The sequence below is a fragment of the Pseudomonas morbosilactucae genome (assembly GCF_023241715.1).
Classification (GTDB): Bacteria; Pseudomonadota; Gammaproteobacteria; order Pseudomonadales; family Pseudomonadaceae; genus Aquipseudomonas; species Aquipseudomonas morbosilactucae.
This window is the reverse complement of sequence record NZ_JALQCW010000087.1, coordinates 20,886-38,738: the sequence shown is the minus strand read 5'-3', so window position 1 is coordinate 38,738 and position 17,853 is coordinate 20,886. Positions and strand designations below refer to the sequence as shown.

The 17,853-nt window shown below is 59.8% G+C and carries 20 protein-coding genes; 1 reads left to right on the top strand and 19 read right to left on the bottom strand.

Annotated features, from left to right (window positions below):
• Positions 1-121: 121 nt before the first annotated feature.
• From der to trmJ, 19 genes are all read right to left on the bottom strand, one after another.
• Positions 122-1,594: a ribosome biogenesis GTPase Der gene (gene der, locus M1B34_RS28535; RefSeq protein WP_268261794.1), complete on the bottom strand. Its 1,473-nt coding sequence runs from the start codon at positions 1,592-1,594 to the stop codon at positions 122-124.
• 138 nt (positions 1,595-1,732) lie between these two features.
• Positions 1,733-2,884, bottom strand: coding sequence for an outer membrane protein assembly factor BamB (bamB, locus tag M1B34_RS28530; RefSeq protein WP_123328757.1), 1,152 nt, complete (start codon positions 2,882-2,884; stop codon positions 1,733-1,735).
• A complete protein-coding gene (locus tag M1B34_RS28525) occupies positions 2,877-3,518 on the bottom strand; it encodes a YfgM family protein (RefSeq protein ID WP_123328758.1) in 642 nt (213 codons plus the stop codon). Before M1B34_RS28525 ends, bamB begins: the two co-directional genes overlap by 8 nt.
• 40 nt (positions 3,519-3,558) lie before the next feature.
• The gene (gene hisS, locus M1B34_RS28520) at positions 3,559-4,848 is read right to left on the bottom strand and encodes a histidine--tRNA ligase (protein WP_123328759.1); all 1,290 of its coding nucleotides are present in this window, start codon (positions 4,846-4,848) and stop codon (positions 3,559-3,561) included.
• A gap of 22 nt (positions 4,849-4,870) precedes the next feature.
• Positions 4,871-5,980, bottom strand: a complete 1,110-nt coding sequence (gene ispG / locus M1B34_RS28515) for a flavodoxin-dependent (E)-4-hydroxy-3-methylbut-2-enyl-diphosphate synthase (protein WP_123328760.1) — start codon at positions 5,978-5,980, stop codon at positions 4,871-4,873.
• A gap of 3 nt (positions 5,981-5,983) precedes the next feature.
• Positions 5,984-7,012: a RodZ domain-containing protein gene (locus M1B34_RS28510; RefSeq protein ID WP_268266881.1), complete on the bottom strand. Its 1,029-nt coding sequence runs from the start codon at positions 7,010-7,012 to the stop codon at positions 5,984-5,986.
• Positions 7,012-7,770 carry a type IV pilus biogenesis/stability protein PilW gene (gene pilW, locus M1B34_RS28505; RefSeq protein WP_123328762.1) on the bottom strand — a complete coding sequence of 253 codons (759 nt, stop codon included), beginning with the start codon at positions 7,768-7,770 and terminating at the stop codon, positions 7,012-7,014. The genes M1B34_RS28510 and pilW overlap by 1 nt, the downstream gene beginning before the upstream one ends.
• 12 nt (positions 7,771-7,782) lie before the next feature.
• Positions 7,783-8,931 (bottom strand): dual-specificity RNA methyltransferase RlmN, encoded by a 1,149-nt coding sequence (gene rlmN, locus M1B34_RS28500; protein ID WP_123328763.1) that lies wholly within the window; start codon positions 8,929-8,931, stop codon positions 7,783-7,785.
• Between the two features lie 28 nt (positions 8,932-8,959).
• Positions 8,960-9,385 (bottom strand): nucleoside-diphosphate kinase, encoded by a 426-nt coding sequence (gene ndk, locus M1B34_RS28495; protein WP_017846179.1) that lies wholly within the window; start codon positions 9,383-9,385, stop codon positions 8,960-8,962.
• Positions 9,386-9,477: 92 nt separating this feature from the next.
• Positions 9,478-9,678, bottom strand: a complete 201-nt coding sequence (iscX, locus tag M1B34_RS28490) for a Fe-S cluster assembly protein IscX (protein WP_123328764.1) — start codon at positions 9,676-9,678, stop codon at positions 9,478-9,480.
• 14 nt (positions 9,679-9,692) lie between these two features.
• Positions 9,693-10,034 (bottom strand): ISC system 2Fe-2S type ferredoxin, encoded by a 342-nt coding sequence (gene fdx, locus M1B34_RS28485; protein WP_123328765.1) that lies wholly within the window; start codon positions 10,032-10,034, stop codon positions 9,693-9,695.
• 3 nt (positions 10,035-10,037) lie between these two features.
• Positions 10,038-11,900: a Fe-S protein assembly chaperone HscA gene (hscA, locus tag M1B34_RS28480; protein WP_268266880.1), complete on the bottom strand. Its 1,863-nt coding sequence runs from the start codon at positions 11,898-11,900 to the stop codon at positions 10,038-10,040.
• A 51-nt stretch (positions 11,901-11,951) separates the two neighbouring features.
• Positions 11,952-12,473, bottom strand: a complete 522-nt coding sequence (gene hscB / locus M1B34_RS28475) for a co-chaperone HscB (protein WP_123328767.1) — start codon at positions 12,471-12,473, stop codon at positions 11,952-11,954.
• An 8-nt stretch (positions 12,474-12,481) separates the two neighbouring features.
• Entirely contained in the window at positions 12,482-12,805 is a 324-nt protein-coding gene (gene iscA, locus M1B34_RS28470; protein WP_123328768.1) for an iron-sulfur cluster assembly protein IscA, read from the bottom strand.
• Between the two features lie 46 nt (positions 12,806-12,851).
• A complete protein-coding gene (gene iscU / locus M1B34_RS28465) occupies positions 12,852-13,238 on the bottom strand; it encodes a Fe-S cluster assembly scaffold IscU (protein ID WP_007929523.1) in 387 nt (128 codons plus the stop codon).
• A 96-nt stretch (positions 13,239-13,334) separates the two neighbouring features.
• On the bottom strand, positions 13,335-14,549 hold the full coding sequence (locus M1B34_RS28460) for an IscS subfamily cysteine desulfurase (RefSeq protein ID WP_123328769.1): 1,215 nt from the start codon (positions 14,547-14,549) through the stop codon (positions 13,335-13,337).
• A gap of 50 nt (positions 14,550-14,599) precedes the next feature.
• Positions 14,600-15,091, bottom strand: a complete 492-nt coding sequence (gene iscR, locus M1B34_RS28455; protein ID WP_011063217.1) for a Fe-S cluster assembly transcriptional regulator IscR — start codon at positions 15,089-15,091, stop codon at positions 14,600-14,602.
• A 236-nt stretch (positions 15,092-15,327) separates the two neighbouring features.
• A complete protein-coding gene (cysE, locus tag M1B34_RS28450; RefSeq protein WP_123328770.1) occupies positions 15,328-16,104 on the bottom strand; it encodes a serine O-acetyltransferase in 777 nt (258 codons plus the stop codon).
• On the bottom strand, positions 16,104-16,877 hold the full coding sequence (gene trmJ, locus M1B34_RS28445) for a tRNA (cytosine(32)/uridine(32)-2'-O)-methyltransferase TrmJ (RefSeq protein WP_123328771.1): 774 nt from the start codon (positions 16,875-16,877) through the stop codon (positions 16,104-16,106). Before trmJ ends, cysE begins: the two co-directional genes overlap by 1 nt.
• A gap of 145 nt (positions 16,878-17,022) precedes the next feature.
• Between trmJ and suhB the strand changes: the two genes are divergently transcribed.
• Positions 17,023-17,841, top strand: a complete 819-nt coding sequence (gene suhB, locus M1B34_RS28440) for a type III secretion system regulator SuhB (RefSeq protein WP_123328772.1) — start codon at positions 17,023-17,025, stop codon at positions 17,839-17,841.
• The last annotated feature ends 12 nt before the right edge of the window (positions 17,842-17,853 follow it).

Here is a 17,853-nt window from a genome sequence, read left to right as displayed (position 1 = left end):
CCCGAGAATAGCCCAAACGCCAGCGATTAAAAAAGGGTCCTTAAAGGACCCTTTCCAATGCCTGCTTCACACTCCAGGCTTTTCAACCTGTGGCTTGCAGCTAGCCGTTCACGCCTAGCTTTTAGCGTTTGTCGCGGCGTTTCTTGTCCGCTTTCTTGTGGTGCGACATCAAGCGACGCTTCTTGTTGACCTGGCGGTCGGTGAGCGTGTTCTTGTTGCCTTCGTACGGGTTCTCGCCACCTTTGAACTCGATGCGGATCGGCGTACCCACCAGCTTCAGGACGCGGCGATAGGTGTTTTCCAGGTAGCGAACATACGACTTCGGCACCTTCTCCACCTGGTTGCCGTGGATCACGATCAGCGGCGGGTTGGCACCACCCAAGTGGGCATAACGCAGCTTGATGCGACGATTGTTGACCATCGGTGGCGCGTGCTCGCCCACAGCGTCTTCGAGAATTTGCGTCAGACGGCTGGTCGGCCAGCGGGTGACCGCCGACTTGAAAGAGTTCTGCACCGACTGGTACAGGTTGCCCACGCCGGTGCCATGCAGTGCCGAGATGAAGTGGATGTCAGCGAAGTCGACGAAGAACAACCGGCGTTGCAGCTCGGTTTTCACGTAGTCGCGTTCACCTGGCGTCATGCCGTCCCATTTGTTCAGGGCGATCACCAGGGCACGACCGGCTTCCAGGGCAAAGCCCAGCAGGTTCAGGTCGTGGTCCACCACGCCTTCCCGGGCGTCCATGACAAAGATCACCACGTTGGCGTCTTTGATCGCTTGCAGGGTTTTCACCACCGAGAACTTTTCAACTTCCTCGTGGATCTTGCCGCGCTTGCGCACACCGGCGGTGTCGATCAGCGTGTACTTCTCGTCGTTACGTTCGAACGGGATGTAGATACTGTCGCGGGTGGTGCCGGGTTGGTCGTAGACGATGACGCGGTCTTCACCCAGCATGCGGTTGACCAGGGTGGATTTACCCACGTTTGGACGACCGATGATGGCGATCTTGATGCCGTCTTTCTCGCTTGGGCCCGGAATGCGCTTGGCTTCCTCGCCTTCGGCAACGATTTCTTCCTCGCCGTCTTCCGGCGCGTCTTCATCGTCTTTAGGAAATTCGCGCAGAGCGATTTCCAGCATCTGGGTGATGCCACGACCGTGGGCACCGGCGATCGGTACCGCGTCGCCCATGCCGAGTGGCGCGAACTCGGCGCGAGCCATGTCCGGGTCGATGTTGTCGACCTTGTTGGCGATCACGTAAGAGGTCTTGTTACGTTTGCGCAAATGCTCGCCGATCATCTGGTCGGCGGCGGTGAAACCGGCCTTGGCATCAACCAGGAACAGAACGACATCGGCTTCTTCAATGGCCAGCAGCGACTGCTCGGCCATTTTTTCGTCCATACCGTGCTCGTCACCGGAGATGCCGCCGGTATCGATCAGAATGTAGGAGCGCCCTTGCCACTTGGCCTCACCGTATTGGCGATCACGGGTCAGACCGGACAGGTCGCCAACGATGGCGTCGCGAGTCCGAGTCAGGCGGTTGAACAAGGTGGATTTACCGACGTTCGGTCGGCCCACCAGGGCGATTACGGGAACCATGCGGCTCTCCACTGCGTTAATTGCGAAAATACAAAAGCCGCTGCGAGGCAGCGGCTGGTGCTCGGGGCAGCACTGCAGGAGCAAGCGTGCTTGTTCCTGCAGTTCGCTTGGGGGATCTCCCCAAGCATAGTCAAACCATTACTTGATGGTCAGAGCTTCCAGTTTGCCGCTGTTGCCATACACGTAAATCATGTCACCCATCACCAGCGGACGAGCCCGCAGGCCATCGCTGTCGATGCGCTCACGGCCGACGAAACGGCCATCAACCTGGCTCAGCAGGTGCAGGTAACCTTCCAGGTCACCCACAGCTACGTAGCTGGAGAAGACTTCCGGTGCCGACAGTTGACGGCGAGCCAGCGAGTCGTTGCTCCACAGTGCGGTGGTGGAACGCTCGTCGACACTTTCAACGGTGCCGGACGACAGGCTTACGTAAACACTGCCGAAACCTTGGGCGACGCCTGCGTAGCTGGAAGCATCACGCTGCCAGAGCGGACGACCGCTTTCCAGATCCAGGGCAGCCACGCGGCCTTGGTAGCTGGCCACGTACAGGGTGCCGCCGGACAACAGCAGGCCACCGTCGATGTCCACTACACGGTCCAGCTCGGAGCGACCTTGAGGGATTGCTACGCGCTGTTCCCACACCGGCACGCCGTTGCGGATATCCAGGGCCACCACTTTACCGGTCGACAGACCGGCAACCGCCAGGCGGTTGGTGGCGATGGGGGCGCTGGTGCCACGCAGGGTCAGTACCGCCGGGGTGCTGTCGTAGAGCCACATCTGGTTGCCGGTGGCAGCGTCCAGGCCGATCACTCGGTCATCCTGGGTCTGCACGACGACCACGTCACCGTTGGTCGCAGGCGGCGCCAGGACTTCACTAGTCACGCGAGCGCGCCATTTTTCTTCACCGCTGGAAGCATCCAGAGCGATCACTTCGCCCTTCAGGGTGCCGATCATGACCAAGCCGTAACCCACGCCCACGGCGCCGGATACAGGCAGTTCAAGATCCTTCTTCCATTTGACGTCACCGTTCATGCGATCCAGGGACATCACCACGCCGGTAACGTCCGCGGCATAGATGGTGTCGCCATCAATGGCCGGTACCAGCATGTTGTAGGTTTCGCCCTGGCCGTCACCGACCGAACGGCTCCACTGCTTCTGCAGGACCACTTCTTCTTTGAAGTCGACCAGTTCAGCCGGCGGCAGTTCTTTCTTGCTGTTGCTGCTGCAACCCGCGGCCAGAATGGCCAGAGCCAGCAATGCTGCATGTTTCCAACGGATCACGTCACGCATCCCCTTTGGCCAGGTCGTCCAGCTTGATTTGAAGGCCACCGACCGCGGCTTCATCCGACAGCGCAGCCTTGGCTTTTTGGTAGGCCGCATGGGCGTCGTCGATACGGCCCAACTGCACCAACAGGTCACCCTTGAGTTCTTCACGGGTGGCCAGGAAGGCCTTGTCGGCATCACCGTCGAGCAGCTTCAGTGCGTCGTCGACCTTGTTCTGCGCCGCCAGCACTTGGGCCAGACGCTGACGCGCCACTTCACCCAAGGTTGGGTTGGCTGGCTTGTCGGTCACGGCTTTCAGTTCGGTGGCGGCGTCGTCCAGCTTGCCGCTGTCTACCGCGACCTTGGCCACGAACAGGCGGCCGTACTGGGCGTAGGCGCTGCCGCCGAAATCGCTGTTGAGCTTGCCGGCCAGGTACGTCACACGGGCCACATCCGGCTTGCCATCAGGGGTCAGCGTGGTTTCCAGCAATTGCTGATAGAGCACCGATGCGCCTTGCGACTGGTTGCTCTGATACTTGTGCCAGGCCTGCCAGCCGAACACGATGACCAGCGCCAACAGGCCGCCAGTGACCAGGGGTTTACCGTTGCGCGACCACCAGTCCTTCAATTCCGCCAGCTGTTCATCTTCGGTACTCGACACCCCAATACTCCTTATTCGCTAAATCGGCTGTTTGACAGCTTCAACCCTGCACGACGCAGGTGGCCAGGTGCGCAGCGAGTGCATCCCAGGCAATGCTTTGTTGTTCACCCTGGCCACGCAGGGGTTTGAAACCTACCACTTGCTGGGCCAGTTCGTCGTCACCGAGGATCAGTGCATACAGCGCACCGCTCTTGTCGGCTTTCTTGAATTGGCTCTTGAAGCTGCCAGCACCGGCGTTGATCTGCAGGCGCAGGTTGGGCAACTGGTCACGCACCCGCTCGCTCAAGGCCAGGCCGGCCAATTCGGCAGCCTCGCCGAAGGCGCACAGGTAAACGTCCACCTGACGGGAGATCTCTTGCGGGATCTGTTCAAGGGTTTCCAGCATCAGCACCAGGCGCTCGATACCCATGGCGAAACCTACGCCCGGGGTCGGCTTGCCGCCCATCTGCTCCACCAGGCCGTCGTAACGACCGCCGGCGCAAACGGTGCCCTGGGCGCCGAGTTTATCGGTGACCCACTCAAAGACGGTCTTGCTGTAGTAATCCAGGCCGCGCACCAGCTTCGGGTTGATCACATATGGAATACCGGCCGCATCCAGGCGCGCCTTGAGGCCCTCGAAGTGCACTCGGGACTCTTCGTCCAGGTAGTCGGCCAGTTTCGGCGCGTCCACCAGGACGGCTTGAGTGGCCGGGTCCTTGGTGTCCAGAACCCGCAGCGGGTTGGTTTTCAAGCGACGCTGGCTATCTTCGTCCAACTGCTCGTGGCGCGCCGACAGGAACTCCACCAGCGCTTCGCGATAACGCGCACGGGCTTCAGAGGTGCCCAGGCTGTTGAGCTCGAGCTTCACCGCATCACGGATGCCCAACTCGCCCCACAGGCGCCAGGTCAGCACAATCAGCTCGGCATCGATGTCCGGACCGTCGAGGTTGAAGACTTCCAGGCCGATCTGGTGGAACTGGCGATAACGGCCTTTCTGCGGACGCTCATGGCGGAACATCGGGCCGATGTACCACAGTTTTTGCACTTGGCCACCGCCGGTCAGGCCGTGTTCCAGGGCAGCGCGCACGCAAGCGGCAGTGCCTTCCGGACGCAGGGTCAGGGAGTCGCCGTTACGGTCTTCAAAGGTGTACATCTCTTTTTCGACGATGTCGGTGACTTCGCCGATAGAGCGCTTGAACAGCTCGGTGAACTCGACAATCGGCATACGGATTTGCTTGTAACCGTAGTTATCCAGCAAACGCGCGACGGTGCCCTCGAAATAACGCCACAGGGGCGTCTGCTCGGGCAGGATGTCATTCATGCCACGAATGGCTTGCAGAGACTTGCTCACAAAAAATCCTTAATTCGTTCGGTTAGCCGCGCGCGATCAGCGCAGCGTCGGCTTCGACCTTTTCGGCCGCCTTCTGCCGGATCAGCTTTTCCAACTGGTCCACCAGGTTGTCATTGGTCAATTTCTGCGCCGGCTTGCCATCGATGTAGATCAGGTTCGGCGTGCCACCGGTCAAGCCGATGTGAGCCTCTTTGGCCTCACCCGGACCGTTGACCACACAACCGATCACTGCCACATCCAGCGGCACCAGCAGGTCTTCAAGGCGCCCTTCCAACTCGTTCATGGTTTTCACCACATCGAAATTCTGCCGCGAGCAACTCGGGCAGGCGATGAAGTTGATGCCACGGGAACGCAGATGCAGGGACTTGAGAATGTCGTAGCCGACTTTCACTTCCTCGACCGGGTCGGCCGCCAACGAGATGCGAATAGTATCGCCAATCCCTTCGGCCAGCAGCATACCGAGGCCCACGGCGGATTTCACCGTGCCTGAACGCAAACCACCCGCTTCGGTAATCCCCAAGTGCAGGGGCTGGATGATTTCCTTGGCCAGCAAGCGGTAGGCCTCGACAGCCATGAACACGTCGGAGGCTTTGACGCTAACCTTGAAGTCCTGGAAATTCAGACGTTCCAGGTGTTCAACGTGACGCAGTGCAGACTCCACCAACGCTGCTGGCGTCGGTTCGCCGTATTTCTTTTGCAGGTCTTTTTCCAGGGAGCCGGCGTTGACGCCGATGCGGATTGGAATCCCGCGGTCACGAGCAGCATCCACCACGGCACGCACTCGGTCTTCGCGACCGATGTTGCCCGGGTTGATGCGCAAGCAATCGACACCTAGCTCGGCCACGCGCAGGGCGATCTTGTAATCGAAGTGGATGTCGGCAACCAGCGGCACCTTGACCAGTTGCTTGATGCGGCCAAACGCCTCTGCCGCATCCATGTCGGGCACCGAGACGCGCACGATGTCCACGCCTGCCGCTTCCAGACGATTGATCTGGGCCACAGTGGCCGCCACGTCATTGGTGTCGCTGTTGGTCATGCTCTGCACCGCGATCGGCGCGTCGCCGCCCACGGGGACCGAGCCGACCCAAATCTTGCGGGACTCGCGACGTTTGATTGGTGATTCGCCGTGCATGACTTATTGACCTAACTTCAGGCGAGCGGTCTCGCCACTGGTGAACGGAGCCACATCGACTGCCTGTCCGTTGTAGCTGATCTGTGCACCGCGGGCGTAGCCCAGGCGCACGGCAAACGGCGGTTGGCCGCTGACATCGACAGTCTCACCCTTGCGCTTGAGCGCGCTCAACAGCACTTTGCCGTTGCCATCGGTGACCTGGGTCCAGCAGTCGGCTGTGTATTGAATCTGTACCTGAGCAGCGCCGGCGACGGGAGCCGCAGCAACTGGGGCAGTGACGGCTGCAGTCGGCGCCGGAACCACCGCTGGCGTGTGCACCGCAGGCGCAGCAGGTGCCGGCGTCGCGGGAACGCTGGCCGCTGGGGCAGGCGTTGTATGAGCGGGCGCTGCCGGAGCTGCCGGGGTCGCCGGGGCCGTCGGAGTAACCGCCGCAGTATCAGCGGGTGCTTCGCCCGACGCCTGTGCATCCGGCAGCGCGAGGCTGGTTTCGCCCTCGGCCTGGCCTTCAGCAACAGCCTGGTCTTCCGGCTCGTCGATCGGGTGGATTTGGGTGGTGCCGTCAGCGCCTTCGACTTCAACGTGTTCCTGGTTGAGCGCGGTCAGGTCCTTGCTGCGCAGGGAGGTTTGATCCTGCCACCAGACAAAACCGCCGCCGACCACAGCAACCAGCAACAGCAAGCTGACAATCCGCAAGATGGTGTGGGAAACCCGAACCGGCTCCTCGATACGGCCCAAGGCGTGAACGCTGCTGCCCTGGGAGTCGGTGCCGGTGAACTGGTCGAACTCCTGGACGGCCAGCGCCTGGTCCATTCCCAGCAACTTGGCGTAGGCGCGGATATAACCCCGGGCAAAGGTGTGCCCCGGCAGCTTGTCGAAAGCGCCGGCTTCCAGGTTGCTCAGGGAGCTCACGGTGAGATTGAGCTTGTGGGCCACTTCAGCCAGCGACCAACCATTGCTTTCGCGGGCCTGACGCAGGGTCTCACCGGGGTTTACGCGAGTCACTGCTTGAACTTCGGGATGCGCCGCTTTCATCATTGCTCCGACAGGTATTGCTGATATTCCGGCGTACCGGGATAGAGTCGTTTTAATTGCAGACCGTAACTGGCGGCCTTGTCGCGATCTTCGAACACTTCGGCCAGACGCGCGCCGAGCAATAGACTACGTGCATTTTGCCCACTCAGTTGGCTAAAACGATCGTAATAGTCATGTGCGGGCACATAATGCCTGTCTTCGAAAGACAACTCAGCCATTTCCAGCAATGCGCGGGGTTGTTGATGGTTCAGACGCAGGGCTTTTTCCAGTTGCTGCCGGGCCAACTCACGCTGGCCCAACATCGAAGCAGTCATACCAAGGTTCTCGAACACTCGGGAGCGCTCGGGATAAAGAGTATCAGCCGCCGCTTGCTCAAAGCGCTCGTAAGCTTCTTTGTAACGTTTTTCTTCGAAGAGAAAGCTGCCGTAGTTGTTGAGGATACGGGCATCGGTGGGGCGCGCGGTGAGGGCTTTGCGAAAATACTGTTCAGCCAGCTCGGGCTCCATTTCCGCTTGGAAAACCAGAGCCAGGGCCGCATTGGCGTCGGCATCGGTGCTGTCCAGCTCCAGGGCCTTTTTCAACGGCACCTTGGCACGCTCGGCCATGCCTTGCTGCAGATAGCCCAAGCCCAGCTGCACATAGGCCTCGCGCGCTTCGCTACGTCCCTTGCTTGTATTCAGCGGGCTGGAATCACCCGACATGACACAGCCAGCCGAAAGGCCGACAACAAGCACAAGGAGCGCAACGCGCAAGGCCATGGAGATCCTCTCTCAGGTACGGTTCGCAGCGCTTTGCGGCAGATCGGCGTCGGCGCTCAATTCACGCACGGCGATATAACGCTCGCTACGACGGGTGCGGTCCATCACCTGCCCGACCAGTTGCCCACAGGCCGCATCGATGTCTTCGCCACGGGTGGTGCGCACGGTGACATTGAAGCCGGCGTGGTGCAGTTGATCCTGGAACCGGCGAATGGCGTTGTTGCTCGGACGCTCGTAACCGGAATGCGGGAACGGGTTGAACGGGATCAGGTTGATCTTGCACGGGATGTTCTTCAGCAACTCGATCATTTCAACCGCGTGCTCGACCTTGTCGTTGATGTCCTTGAGCAAGGTGTACTCGATGGTCAGCACGCGCTTTTCGCCCAGGGACGACATGTAGCGCTGGCAGGACTCGAGGAGCATTTTCAGCGGGTACTTCTTGTTGATCGGTACCAACTGGTTGCGCAGCGCATCGTTCGGTGCGTGCAGGGACAACGCCAGGGAGACGTCGATGTGCTTGGACAGCTCATCGATCATCGGCACCACGCCGGAGGTCGACAGGGTCACACGGCGCTTGGAGATGCCGTAACCCAGGTCGTCCATCATCAAGTGCATGGCCGCGATGACGTTGTCGAAGTTCAGCAGCGGCTCACCCATGCCCATCATCACCACGTTGGTGATAGCACGGTCGACGGTCGCCGGGACGCTGCCAAAGGATTTGTTGGCAATCCACACCTGGCCGATGACTTCGGCGGCAGTGAGGTTGCTATTGAAGCCTTGCTTGCCGGTGGAGCAGAAACTGCAATCCAGGGCACAGCCTGCCTGGGACGAAACGCACAGAGTGCCGCGTTTGCCCTGGGGAATGTACACGGTCTCGACGCAGCTGCCGGACGCCACGCGCACCACCCATTTACGGGTGCCGTCGCTGGAGATGTCCTCGCTGACCACTTCCGGACCGCGAACTTCAGCAATGGCCTTGAGCTTGTCGCGCAAAGCCTTGCTGACGTTCGTCATGGCGTCGAAATCATCGACGCCAAAGTGGTGAATCCATTTCATTACCTGACCGGCACGGAAACGCTTCTCCCCGATTGAGTCGAAGAATTTCTCCATTTCCTGTTGAGTCAGCCCCAGCAGGTTGGTTTTTACAGTCGATGTCGTCATGGATTCACCTTCACTCTTAAGCCAATGCTTAGCGAGTGGTTACTTCAGTAGCTGCGAAGAAGTACGAGATTTCACGAGCAGCAGCGGCTTCGGAGTCCGAACCGTGTACAGCGTTGGCGTCGATGGAATCAGCGAAGTCAGCACGGATGGTGCCAGCAGCAGCTTCTTTAGGGTTGGTAGCGCCCATCAGCTCACGGTTCAGAGCGATAGCGTTTTCGCCTTCCAGAACCTGAACAACAACAGGACCGGAGATCATGAAGGCAACCAGGTCGCCGAAGAAACCACGAGCGCTGTGCTCAGCGTAGAAGCCTTCGGCTTCAGCTTTGGACAGTTGCTTGAGTTTCGAAGCTACAACCTTCAGGCCGGCTTTTTCGAAACGAGTGGTGATCTCGCCGATGACGTTTTTTGCAACAGCGTCAGGCTTGATGATGGAGAAAGTACGTTGAACAGCCATGGTGTAACTCCAGAAACGGTAATTTGCGAAAAATTAAACCCGCGAATTATACGCGGGTTTATAGGGATTGCCTAACTGCGTACGTTGCGGAATCAGTCCGCTTCTTCGATCCAGGCCGCCTGAATGGCTTCAAGAACCTTCTCGCCACCGCGAGCGGCGTCGTCACTGAATTCCGGCAGTGCCAGAACCCATTTGTGCAGATCGACAAAGTTCACGTAGCGCGGATCCACGTCCGGCTTCGACTCGGCCAACTGAATGGCGATTTCCAGCACATCAACCCACTTGAGACTCATGAAAACTCCTTGAATCAGTGCGGCGCTTCGGCGGCGTGGTTGAGCGAGTATTTCGGGATTTCGATGGTCAGGTCTTCATCACCGACGATCGCCTGGCACGCGAGGCGCGACTGGGCTTCCAGGCCCCAGGCCTTGTCCAGCAGGTCTTCTTCCAGCTCGTCAGCCTCGTTCAGCGAGTCAAAACCCTCGCGCACGATGCAGTGACAGGTGGTGCAGGCACTGACGCCGCCACAGGCGCTTTCGATCTCGATGTGATGGTCATGCGCCACGTCGAGCACGGACACACCCGGCTCAACCTCGACAACCAGACCGTCCGGGCAAAACACGGCATGTGGCAGAAAAATGATCTGCGGCATCAGTTATTCCTCGATTTCATTCAAGTTGCGCCCCGCCAACGCGGCTTTCACCGTCGAATCCAGGCGGCGGGCAGCAAAGGCATCGGTCACTTGCGACAGACGCTTGGTCTGCTGCTCGATGGCGTAACCATCGGTGCCACGCATCAATTCAGTCAGCTCTTGCATCTGCAACTCAATGACCATGCGCTCTTCAGCATCCAGCAAACGCTCGCCGTCGACATCCAGAGCGCCCTGCACCGCTTCGATCAGGCGCTGGGCATCGACCTGCTGCTCGCGCAGCACGCGGGCGACCTTGTCGTCACTGGCGTACTGGAAAGAATCCTTGAGCATTTTGGCGATTTCGCCGTCCGTCAGGCCATAGGAAGGCTTGACCTGGATGCTGGCCTCGACGCCCGAGCCCAACTCGCGAGCAGCAACACTGAGCAGACCATCGGCGTCCACCTGGAAGGTCACGCGAATCTTCGCCGCACCCGCCACCATGGGCGGAATGCCGCGCAGCTCAAAACGCGCCAGGGAGCGGCAATCGCTGATCAGTTCACGCTCGCCCTGGAGTACATGAATCATCATGGCCGACTGGCCGTCTTTGTAGGTGGTGAAATCCTGGGCCCGAGCGACCGGAATGGTGGTGTTGCGCGGAATCACCTTTTCCATCAGCCCGCCCATGGTTTCCAACCCCAGGGACAGCGGAATCACGTCCAATAGCAGCAGTTCGCCGCCTTCACGCTTGTTGCCGGCCAGGGTATCGGCCTGGATCGCGGCACCGATGGCCACAACCTGGTCCGGATCGATCTCGGTCAACGGCTGGCGACCGAACATGTCGGCCACAGCGTCGCGCACTCGCGGCACACGGGTCGAACCACCGACCATGACTACGGCCTGGACTTCGTCCAACTCGACATTGGAATCACGCACGGCACGCCGGCAAGCCTTGAGGCTGCGAGCAACCATGGGTTCGATCAGCGCATCGAAGGCGTCACGGGTCAGCGGTGCACGCCAGTCGCCATAGACCACTTCGACCGACGCGGCGTCGGTCAGGGCTTCCTTGGCGGCACAGGCGGTTTGCAGCAGATTGCGTTGCGCGCCCGGATCCAGATCGGCGGACAGGCCCGCACTCTCGATGATCCAGCTGGCAATGGCGTGGTCGAAGTCATCGCCGCCCAGGGCGCTATCGCCGCCGGTGGCCAGTACTTCAAACACGCCACCAGTCAGGCGCAGGATGGAAATATCAAAGGTGCCGCCACCCAGGTCATAGATGGCCACCACGCCTTCAGCGTGCTGATCCAGGCCGTAGGCCACAGCAGCTGCGGTGGGCTCGTTGAGCAAACGCAGCACGTTGAGGCCGGCGAGCTTGGCCGCGTCCTTGGTCGCCTGGCGTTGCGCATCGTCGAAATAGGCCGGAACGGTGATCACCGCGCCCACCAATTCGCCACCCAATGTGGATTCGGCGCGCTGACGCAGCACCTTGAGGATATCGGCGGACACTTCAACCGGGCTTTTCGGCCCTTGCACCGTCTCGATAAACGGCATGTGCGACTCGCCGTCGACAAAACGGTACGGCAGCTGCTCGCCCAATTGCTTGACGTCGGACAGACCACGACCCATCAAGCGCTTGACCGACAGCACGGTATTCAAAGGATCGGCAGACGCTGCCAGGCGAGCGGATTCGCCCACTTCGACACGATCAGCGTGATAGCGCACCGCGGAAGGCAGGATCACTTGACCCTGCGCGTCGGGCAGCGGCTCGGAAAGACCACTGCGCAATGCAGCGACCAGCGAATTGGTAGTGCCCAAGTCAATCCCCACAGCCAGGCGACGCTGGTGCGGTTGAGGACTTTGGCCGGGTTCGGCGATCTGCAGTAGGGCCATGCTTATCAGGACTTATCTGTATATCAGGCGTGCGACCGGGGCGGCACTGGGTTAATCGTCGAGGCGCTCTTCTAACTGGCGCACTTCGTAGGTGAGCTTGTCGAGGAACTGCATGCGCCGCATCAGGCGTTCAGCCTGTTCACGTTGCGCCGCATCATCCCAACAGGCTGCGAAGCTTTCGTTCAATTCATCCTGAGCCGATTTCAGACGGCGCTTGAAGGCGGCTACACCACCCAGGTCGGCACTGTCTTGCAGGTCTTCGAGCTCTTCGCGCCATTGCATCTGCTGCAGAAGAAACTCCGGATCATGCACCGTGACCTCCAGCGGCAGCTCACCCCCATTCAAGGCGAGCAAGTAACGTGCGCGCTTGGGAGGACTTTTGAGCGTCTGGTAGGCCTCGTTGAGGCTCGCGGACTGTTCCAGCGCCAAGCGCTGCTCGCGCTCGCTGGCATCGGCAAAACGGTCCGGATGAACACCACGCGCCAACTCACGGTAGCGCGTAGCCAGCTGCTCGAGATCCAGGCGAAAGCCGGGCTGCAGCTCAAATAAAGCGAAATGACAAGGAGTACCCACGAGAAGCCTCAGATGTTGAAGCTTTCGCCGCAGCCACATTCACCGCGCACGTTGGGGTTGTTGAACTTGAAGCCTTCGTTCAACCCTTCCTTGACGAAATCCAGCTCGGTGCCGTCCAGGTAGGTCAGGCTTTTCGGGTCGATGATCACTTTCTCGCCGTGACTTTCGAACACCTGATCCTCTTCACCCACCTCGTCGACGAACTCCAGCACATAGGCAAGGCCGGAACAGCCTGTGGTGCGGACACCCAGACGAATCCCATCACCTTTGCCGCGCCCATTGAGGGAACGTCGCACGTGTTGAGCAGCCGCTTCTGTCATGCTGATAGCCATCGTGACTCCTTACTTGTCGCTCAATCTGTGAAAGCTGAATCCGAAATCAGATCAGGCCTTTCTTCTGCTTGTAATCGCGAACAGCGGCCTTGATGGCGTCTTCAGCGAGTACCGAGCAGTGGATTTTTACTGGCGGCAGGGCCAGCTCTTCAGCCAACTGAGTGTTCTTGATGGTCTCTGCTTCATCCAGAGTCTTGCCTTTCATCCACTCGGTAGCCAGGGAGCTGGAAGCGATAGCCGAACCGCAACCGTAGGTCTTGAACTTGGCGTCTTCGATGATGCCTTGCTCGTTGACCTTGATCTGCAGACGCATCACGTCGCCGCACGCCGGAGCGCCGACCATGCCGGTGCCGACGTCAGGATCTTCCGCGTTCATCTTGCCGACGTTGCGCGGGTTCTCGTAGTGGTCGATGACCTTTTCGCTGTAAGCCATGATTCTTAATCCTCACTCATCAGAGAGTCGCTCTTGGGGTTCCGTACACCGCCGTTGCCGACACGCTCTACAGAACCCGTTTGCGGCGACTTATATTCAGTGTGCCGCCCACTCGATCTTCGAGATATCGACACCATCTTTGAACATGTCCCACAGCGGCGACAGAGCGCGCAGCTTGGTAACGGCCTCGCAGACTTTCTGCGCGGCGTAATCGATTTCTTCTTCGGTGGTGAAACGGCCGAAGGTGAAGCGGATCGAGCTGTGTGCCAGTTCGTCGTTGCGACCCAGGGCGCGCAGTACGTACGAAGGCTCCAGGGACGCCGAGGTGCAAGCCGAACCGGACGAAACCGCCAGGTCCTTGAGGGCCATGATCAACGACTCGCCTTCAACGTAGTTGAAGCTCAGGTTCAGGTTGTGCGGTACGCGGGCGGTCATGCTGCCGTTGATGTACAGCTCTTCCAGGTGCTCGACCTGCTGGTAGAAACGGTCGCTCAAGGCTTTGATGCGAACGTTCTCGGCAGCCATGTCTTCCTTGGCAACGCGGAAGGCTTCACCCATGCCGACGATCTGGTGAGTGGCCAGGGTGCCGGAACGCATGCCGCGTTCGTGACCGCCACCGTGCATGGTGGCTTCCAGGCGCACACGCGGCTTGCGGCTGACGTACAGCGCGCCAATGCCTTTAGGGCCGTAGGTTTTGTGGGCAGAGAAAGACATCAGGTCGACTTTCAGCGCCTGCAGGTCGATCTCGACCTTGCCGGTGGACTGAGCACCATCAACGTGGAACAGGATGCCTTTGGAACGAGTCAGCTCGCCGATGGCGGCGATGTCGTTCACGGTGCCGATTTCGTTGTTCACGTGCATGATCGACACCAGAATGGTGTCGTCGCGCAGGGCGGCTTCAACCATGGCCGGGGTGATCAGACCGTCTTCACCGGGCTCGATGTAGGTGACTTCGAAGCCTTCACGCTCAAGTTGGCGCATGGTGTCCAGGACAGCCTTGTGCTCGATCTTCGAGGTGATCAGGTGCTTGCCCTTGGTGTGATAGAAATGCGCGACACCCTTGATTGCCAGGTTGTCGGACTCGGTAGCACCGGAAGTCCAGACGATTTCACGCGGGTCGGCGTTCACCAGGTCAGCCACTTGGCGACGGGCATTTTCCACCGACTCTTCAGCCTTCCAACCGAACACGTGAGAGCGGGACGCCGGGTTACCGAAGTTTCCGTCGACCAGCAGGCATTCACTCATCTTTTGCGCGACACGCGGATCAACCGGGGTGGTCGCTGAGTAATCAAGGTAAATCGGCAATTTCATGGACTCTCTCCTAAATCAGGCTGGCTGGCGTACCGCTAGCTCTTTGGCTGTCATTCGACGGCGGACGCTTCAATCTTGTCCAGGCGCGGCGCCTTGCCATTACAGCGGCGCTGATCCTGACGCTGGGCTACCTCTTGCACCTCACGGCGAGTCACAAGGTCAGCCAAGCTGATACCGCTTAGAAATTCGTGAATCTGCAGGCTCAGATCGCACCACAAGTGGTGGGTCAGACAGGTGTCGCCGGCATGGCAATCACCGAGCCCTTGGCATTTGGTGGCATCGACCGACTCGTTTACCGCATCGATCACCTGGGCGACCTGGATCCCTTGCATGTCACGCGAAAGCTGATAGCCGCCGCCTGGGCCACGCACACTGGAGACCAGGTTGCTACGGCGCAGTTTGGCAAAAAGCTGTTCGAGATAAGACAGGGAGATGCCTTGGCGCTCTGAGATATCGGCCAGTGACACCGGGCCATGTTGCGCGTGCAACGCCAGATCGAGCATGGCGGTTACCGCGTATCGGCCTTTAGTAGTGAGTCGCATGGACAGGTACCACGGAGTTTCGGAATGGAGGCGAGTATGTAATACCCGAGCAATCGAGTCAACTATAAGACCAACTACTTTAGTCGGGTTTACCCACAAAACAGCGCGCGAATCATAGCAAAGTCTGCGACGTAATGGCACAGCCCCATGGGAGCAACTGACCTGCGGGTCGCTTTTGACACCTGCGACCCACTCACTGCCCCATCAGCCCGAATAAAGAACCGGCTGGCCGAGACTTAGCCGACCTGGCTGTCGCCCTTATCCTTGACCTCGGCGAAGTCCTCGTCACGCAGCACCGGCAGATCCTTCGCGCAGTAGTTACTGCCCAACTCCGTCAAGGCGCCGCACATACCTTCGAGACGACCATCAACAGCCTGCAGATGATCGAGCAGCTGGCCAATAGCCCGAGCCACCGGATCCGGCATGTCCTCACTGACGCCATAGGCATCGAAGCCGAGCTTTTCCGCCATGGCCTTGCGCTTGGCTTCCTGCTCATCACTGGACTTCATGATGATACGACCAGGGATCCCCACCACCGTCGCACCCGCGGGCACAGCCTTGGTAACCACCGCGTTAGAGCCCACCTTGGCGCCGGCACCGACCGTAAACGGCCCCAACACCTTGGCACCCGCACCCACCACCACACCATTTTCCAAGGTCGGGTGACGCTTGCCCTTGTTCCAGCTAGTGCCACCCAGGGTGACACCCTGATAAAGCGTGACGTCATCGCCAATCTCGGCGGTTTCACCAATCACGATGCCCATGCCGTGATCGATAAAGAAGCGACGACCAACCTTGGCCCCTGGATGAATCTCGATGCCCGTCAACCAACGACCGAAGTTCGACACCAGGCGCGCCAACCACTTCCACCCCATCCCCCACAAGGCACCGGACAGGCGATGGATCCAGATCGCGTGCATGCCCGGGTAGCAGGTCAGCACTTCAAAGGCATTGCGCGCCGCCGGGTCACGATGGAACACGCTTTGGATATCTTCACGCAAACGCTCGAACATCATTGATCCTTCCGCTTTTGCAGCTCGCCACGGGCCGCTTTCTGGGTTTCCGTGAGAATGCCGCGCAATATATTCATTTCCGCCCGACTGACCGAGCTACGACCGTACAAGCGGCGCAAGCGCGCCATCAAGTGCCGTGGTTTTTCCGGATCGAGGAAGTCGATGGCCACCAGCGTCTGCTGCAGATGCTCATAGAACCGCTCCAACTCATCCATGGTCGCCAGCTCATCACTGCGCGGCGACGCCACTTCATCTTTCTCGACCTTGCTTGGCCGGCCTTCAGCCGCTAGCCAGGACATGCGCACCTCATAGGCCAGCACCTGCACCGCCGTCGCCAGGTTCAGAGAGCTGAACGCCGGGTCCGACGGAATGTGCACGTGAAAGTGACATCGCTGCAGCTCGTCATTGGTCAGCCCGGAGTCTTCGCGCCCGAAGACCAGGGCAATCTCGGCACCCTGCCCGGCCTCCTCGACTACCTTGACCCCGGACTCACGGGGATCCAGCAGCGGCCATGGAATACGCCGATCACGGGCACTGGTGCCGAACACCAAGGTGCACCCCACCAGGGCCTCTTCCAAATTGGCGACGACCTGGGCGTTTTCAAGGATATCGGTAGCACCCGAGGCGCGCGCATCGGCCTCGTGGTGAGGGAAGACCCGCGGCTCGACCAGCACCAGCCGCGACAAGCCCATGTTCTTCATGGCTCGCGCAGCCCCACCGATGTTCCCAGGATGACTGGTATTAACCAGGACGACACGAATGTTCTGCAGCAAGGGAGGCGCTCTCGGACGGGGGAAAGGGGAGCAAATCTTACAGAGCATCGGAAAGTTAAGCTACGAAAGCGCACGCCGGCCTTCATCTGTAAAAGTTTTCTGCTAGAATGCCCGGCTTTCTTTAACAACCTTAGGTGACACATCCATGCAGCCAATGCTGAATATCGCGCTGCGCGCCGCCCGCAGCGCCAGTGAATTGATTTTCCGCTCCATCGAGCGCCTGGATACCATCAAGGTCGACGAAAAAGACGCCAAAGACTACGTATCCGAAGTTGATCGTGCCGCAGAGCAGAAGATCATCGACGCGCTGCGCAAAGCCTACCCGAACCACTCCATCCTCGGTGAAGAAACCGGCCTGCACGCCGGTAACGGCATCGAAGGCGAAGAGTACCTGTGGATCATCGATCCACTGGACGGTACCACCAACTTCCTGCGTGGCATTCCGCACTTCGCTGTCAGCATCGCCTGCAAATACCGTGGTCGCCTGGAACACGCCGTGGTCCTGGACCCGGTTCGCCAGGAAGAATTCACCGCCAGTCGTGGCCGTGGCGCCCAGCTGAACGGTCGTCGCCTGCGCGTCAGCGGTCGCACCAGCCTCGACGGCGCCCTGCTGGGTACCGGCTTCCCGTTCCGCGACGATCAGATGGACAACCTCGACAACTACCTGGGTATGTTCCGCGCCTTGGTTGGCCAGACTGCCGGCATCCGTCGCGCAGGCGCCGCCAGCCTGGACCTGGCCTACGTCGCCGCCGGTCGTTTCGATGCCTTCTGGGAGTCGGGCCTGTCCGAGTGGGACATGGCTGCAGGCGCCCTGCTGATCCAGGAAGCTGGCGGCTTGGTGAGCGACTTCACTGGCGGTCATGACTTCCTGGAAAAAGGCCACGTAGTTGCAGGCAACACCAAATGCTTCAAAGCGGTCCTGACCGCCATCCAGCCGCACCTGCCGGCTTCGCTGAAGCGCTAAGCAACAGCGACA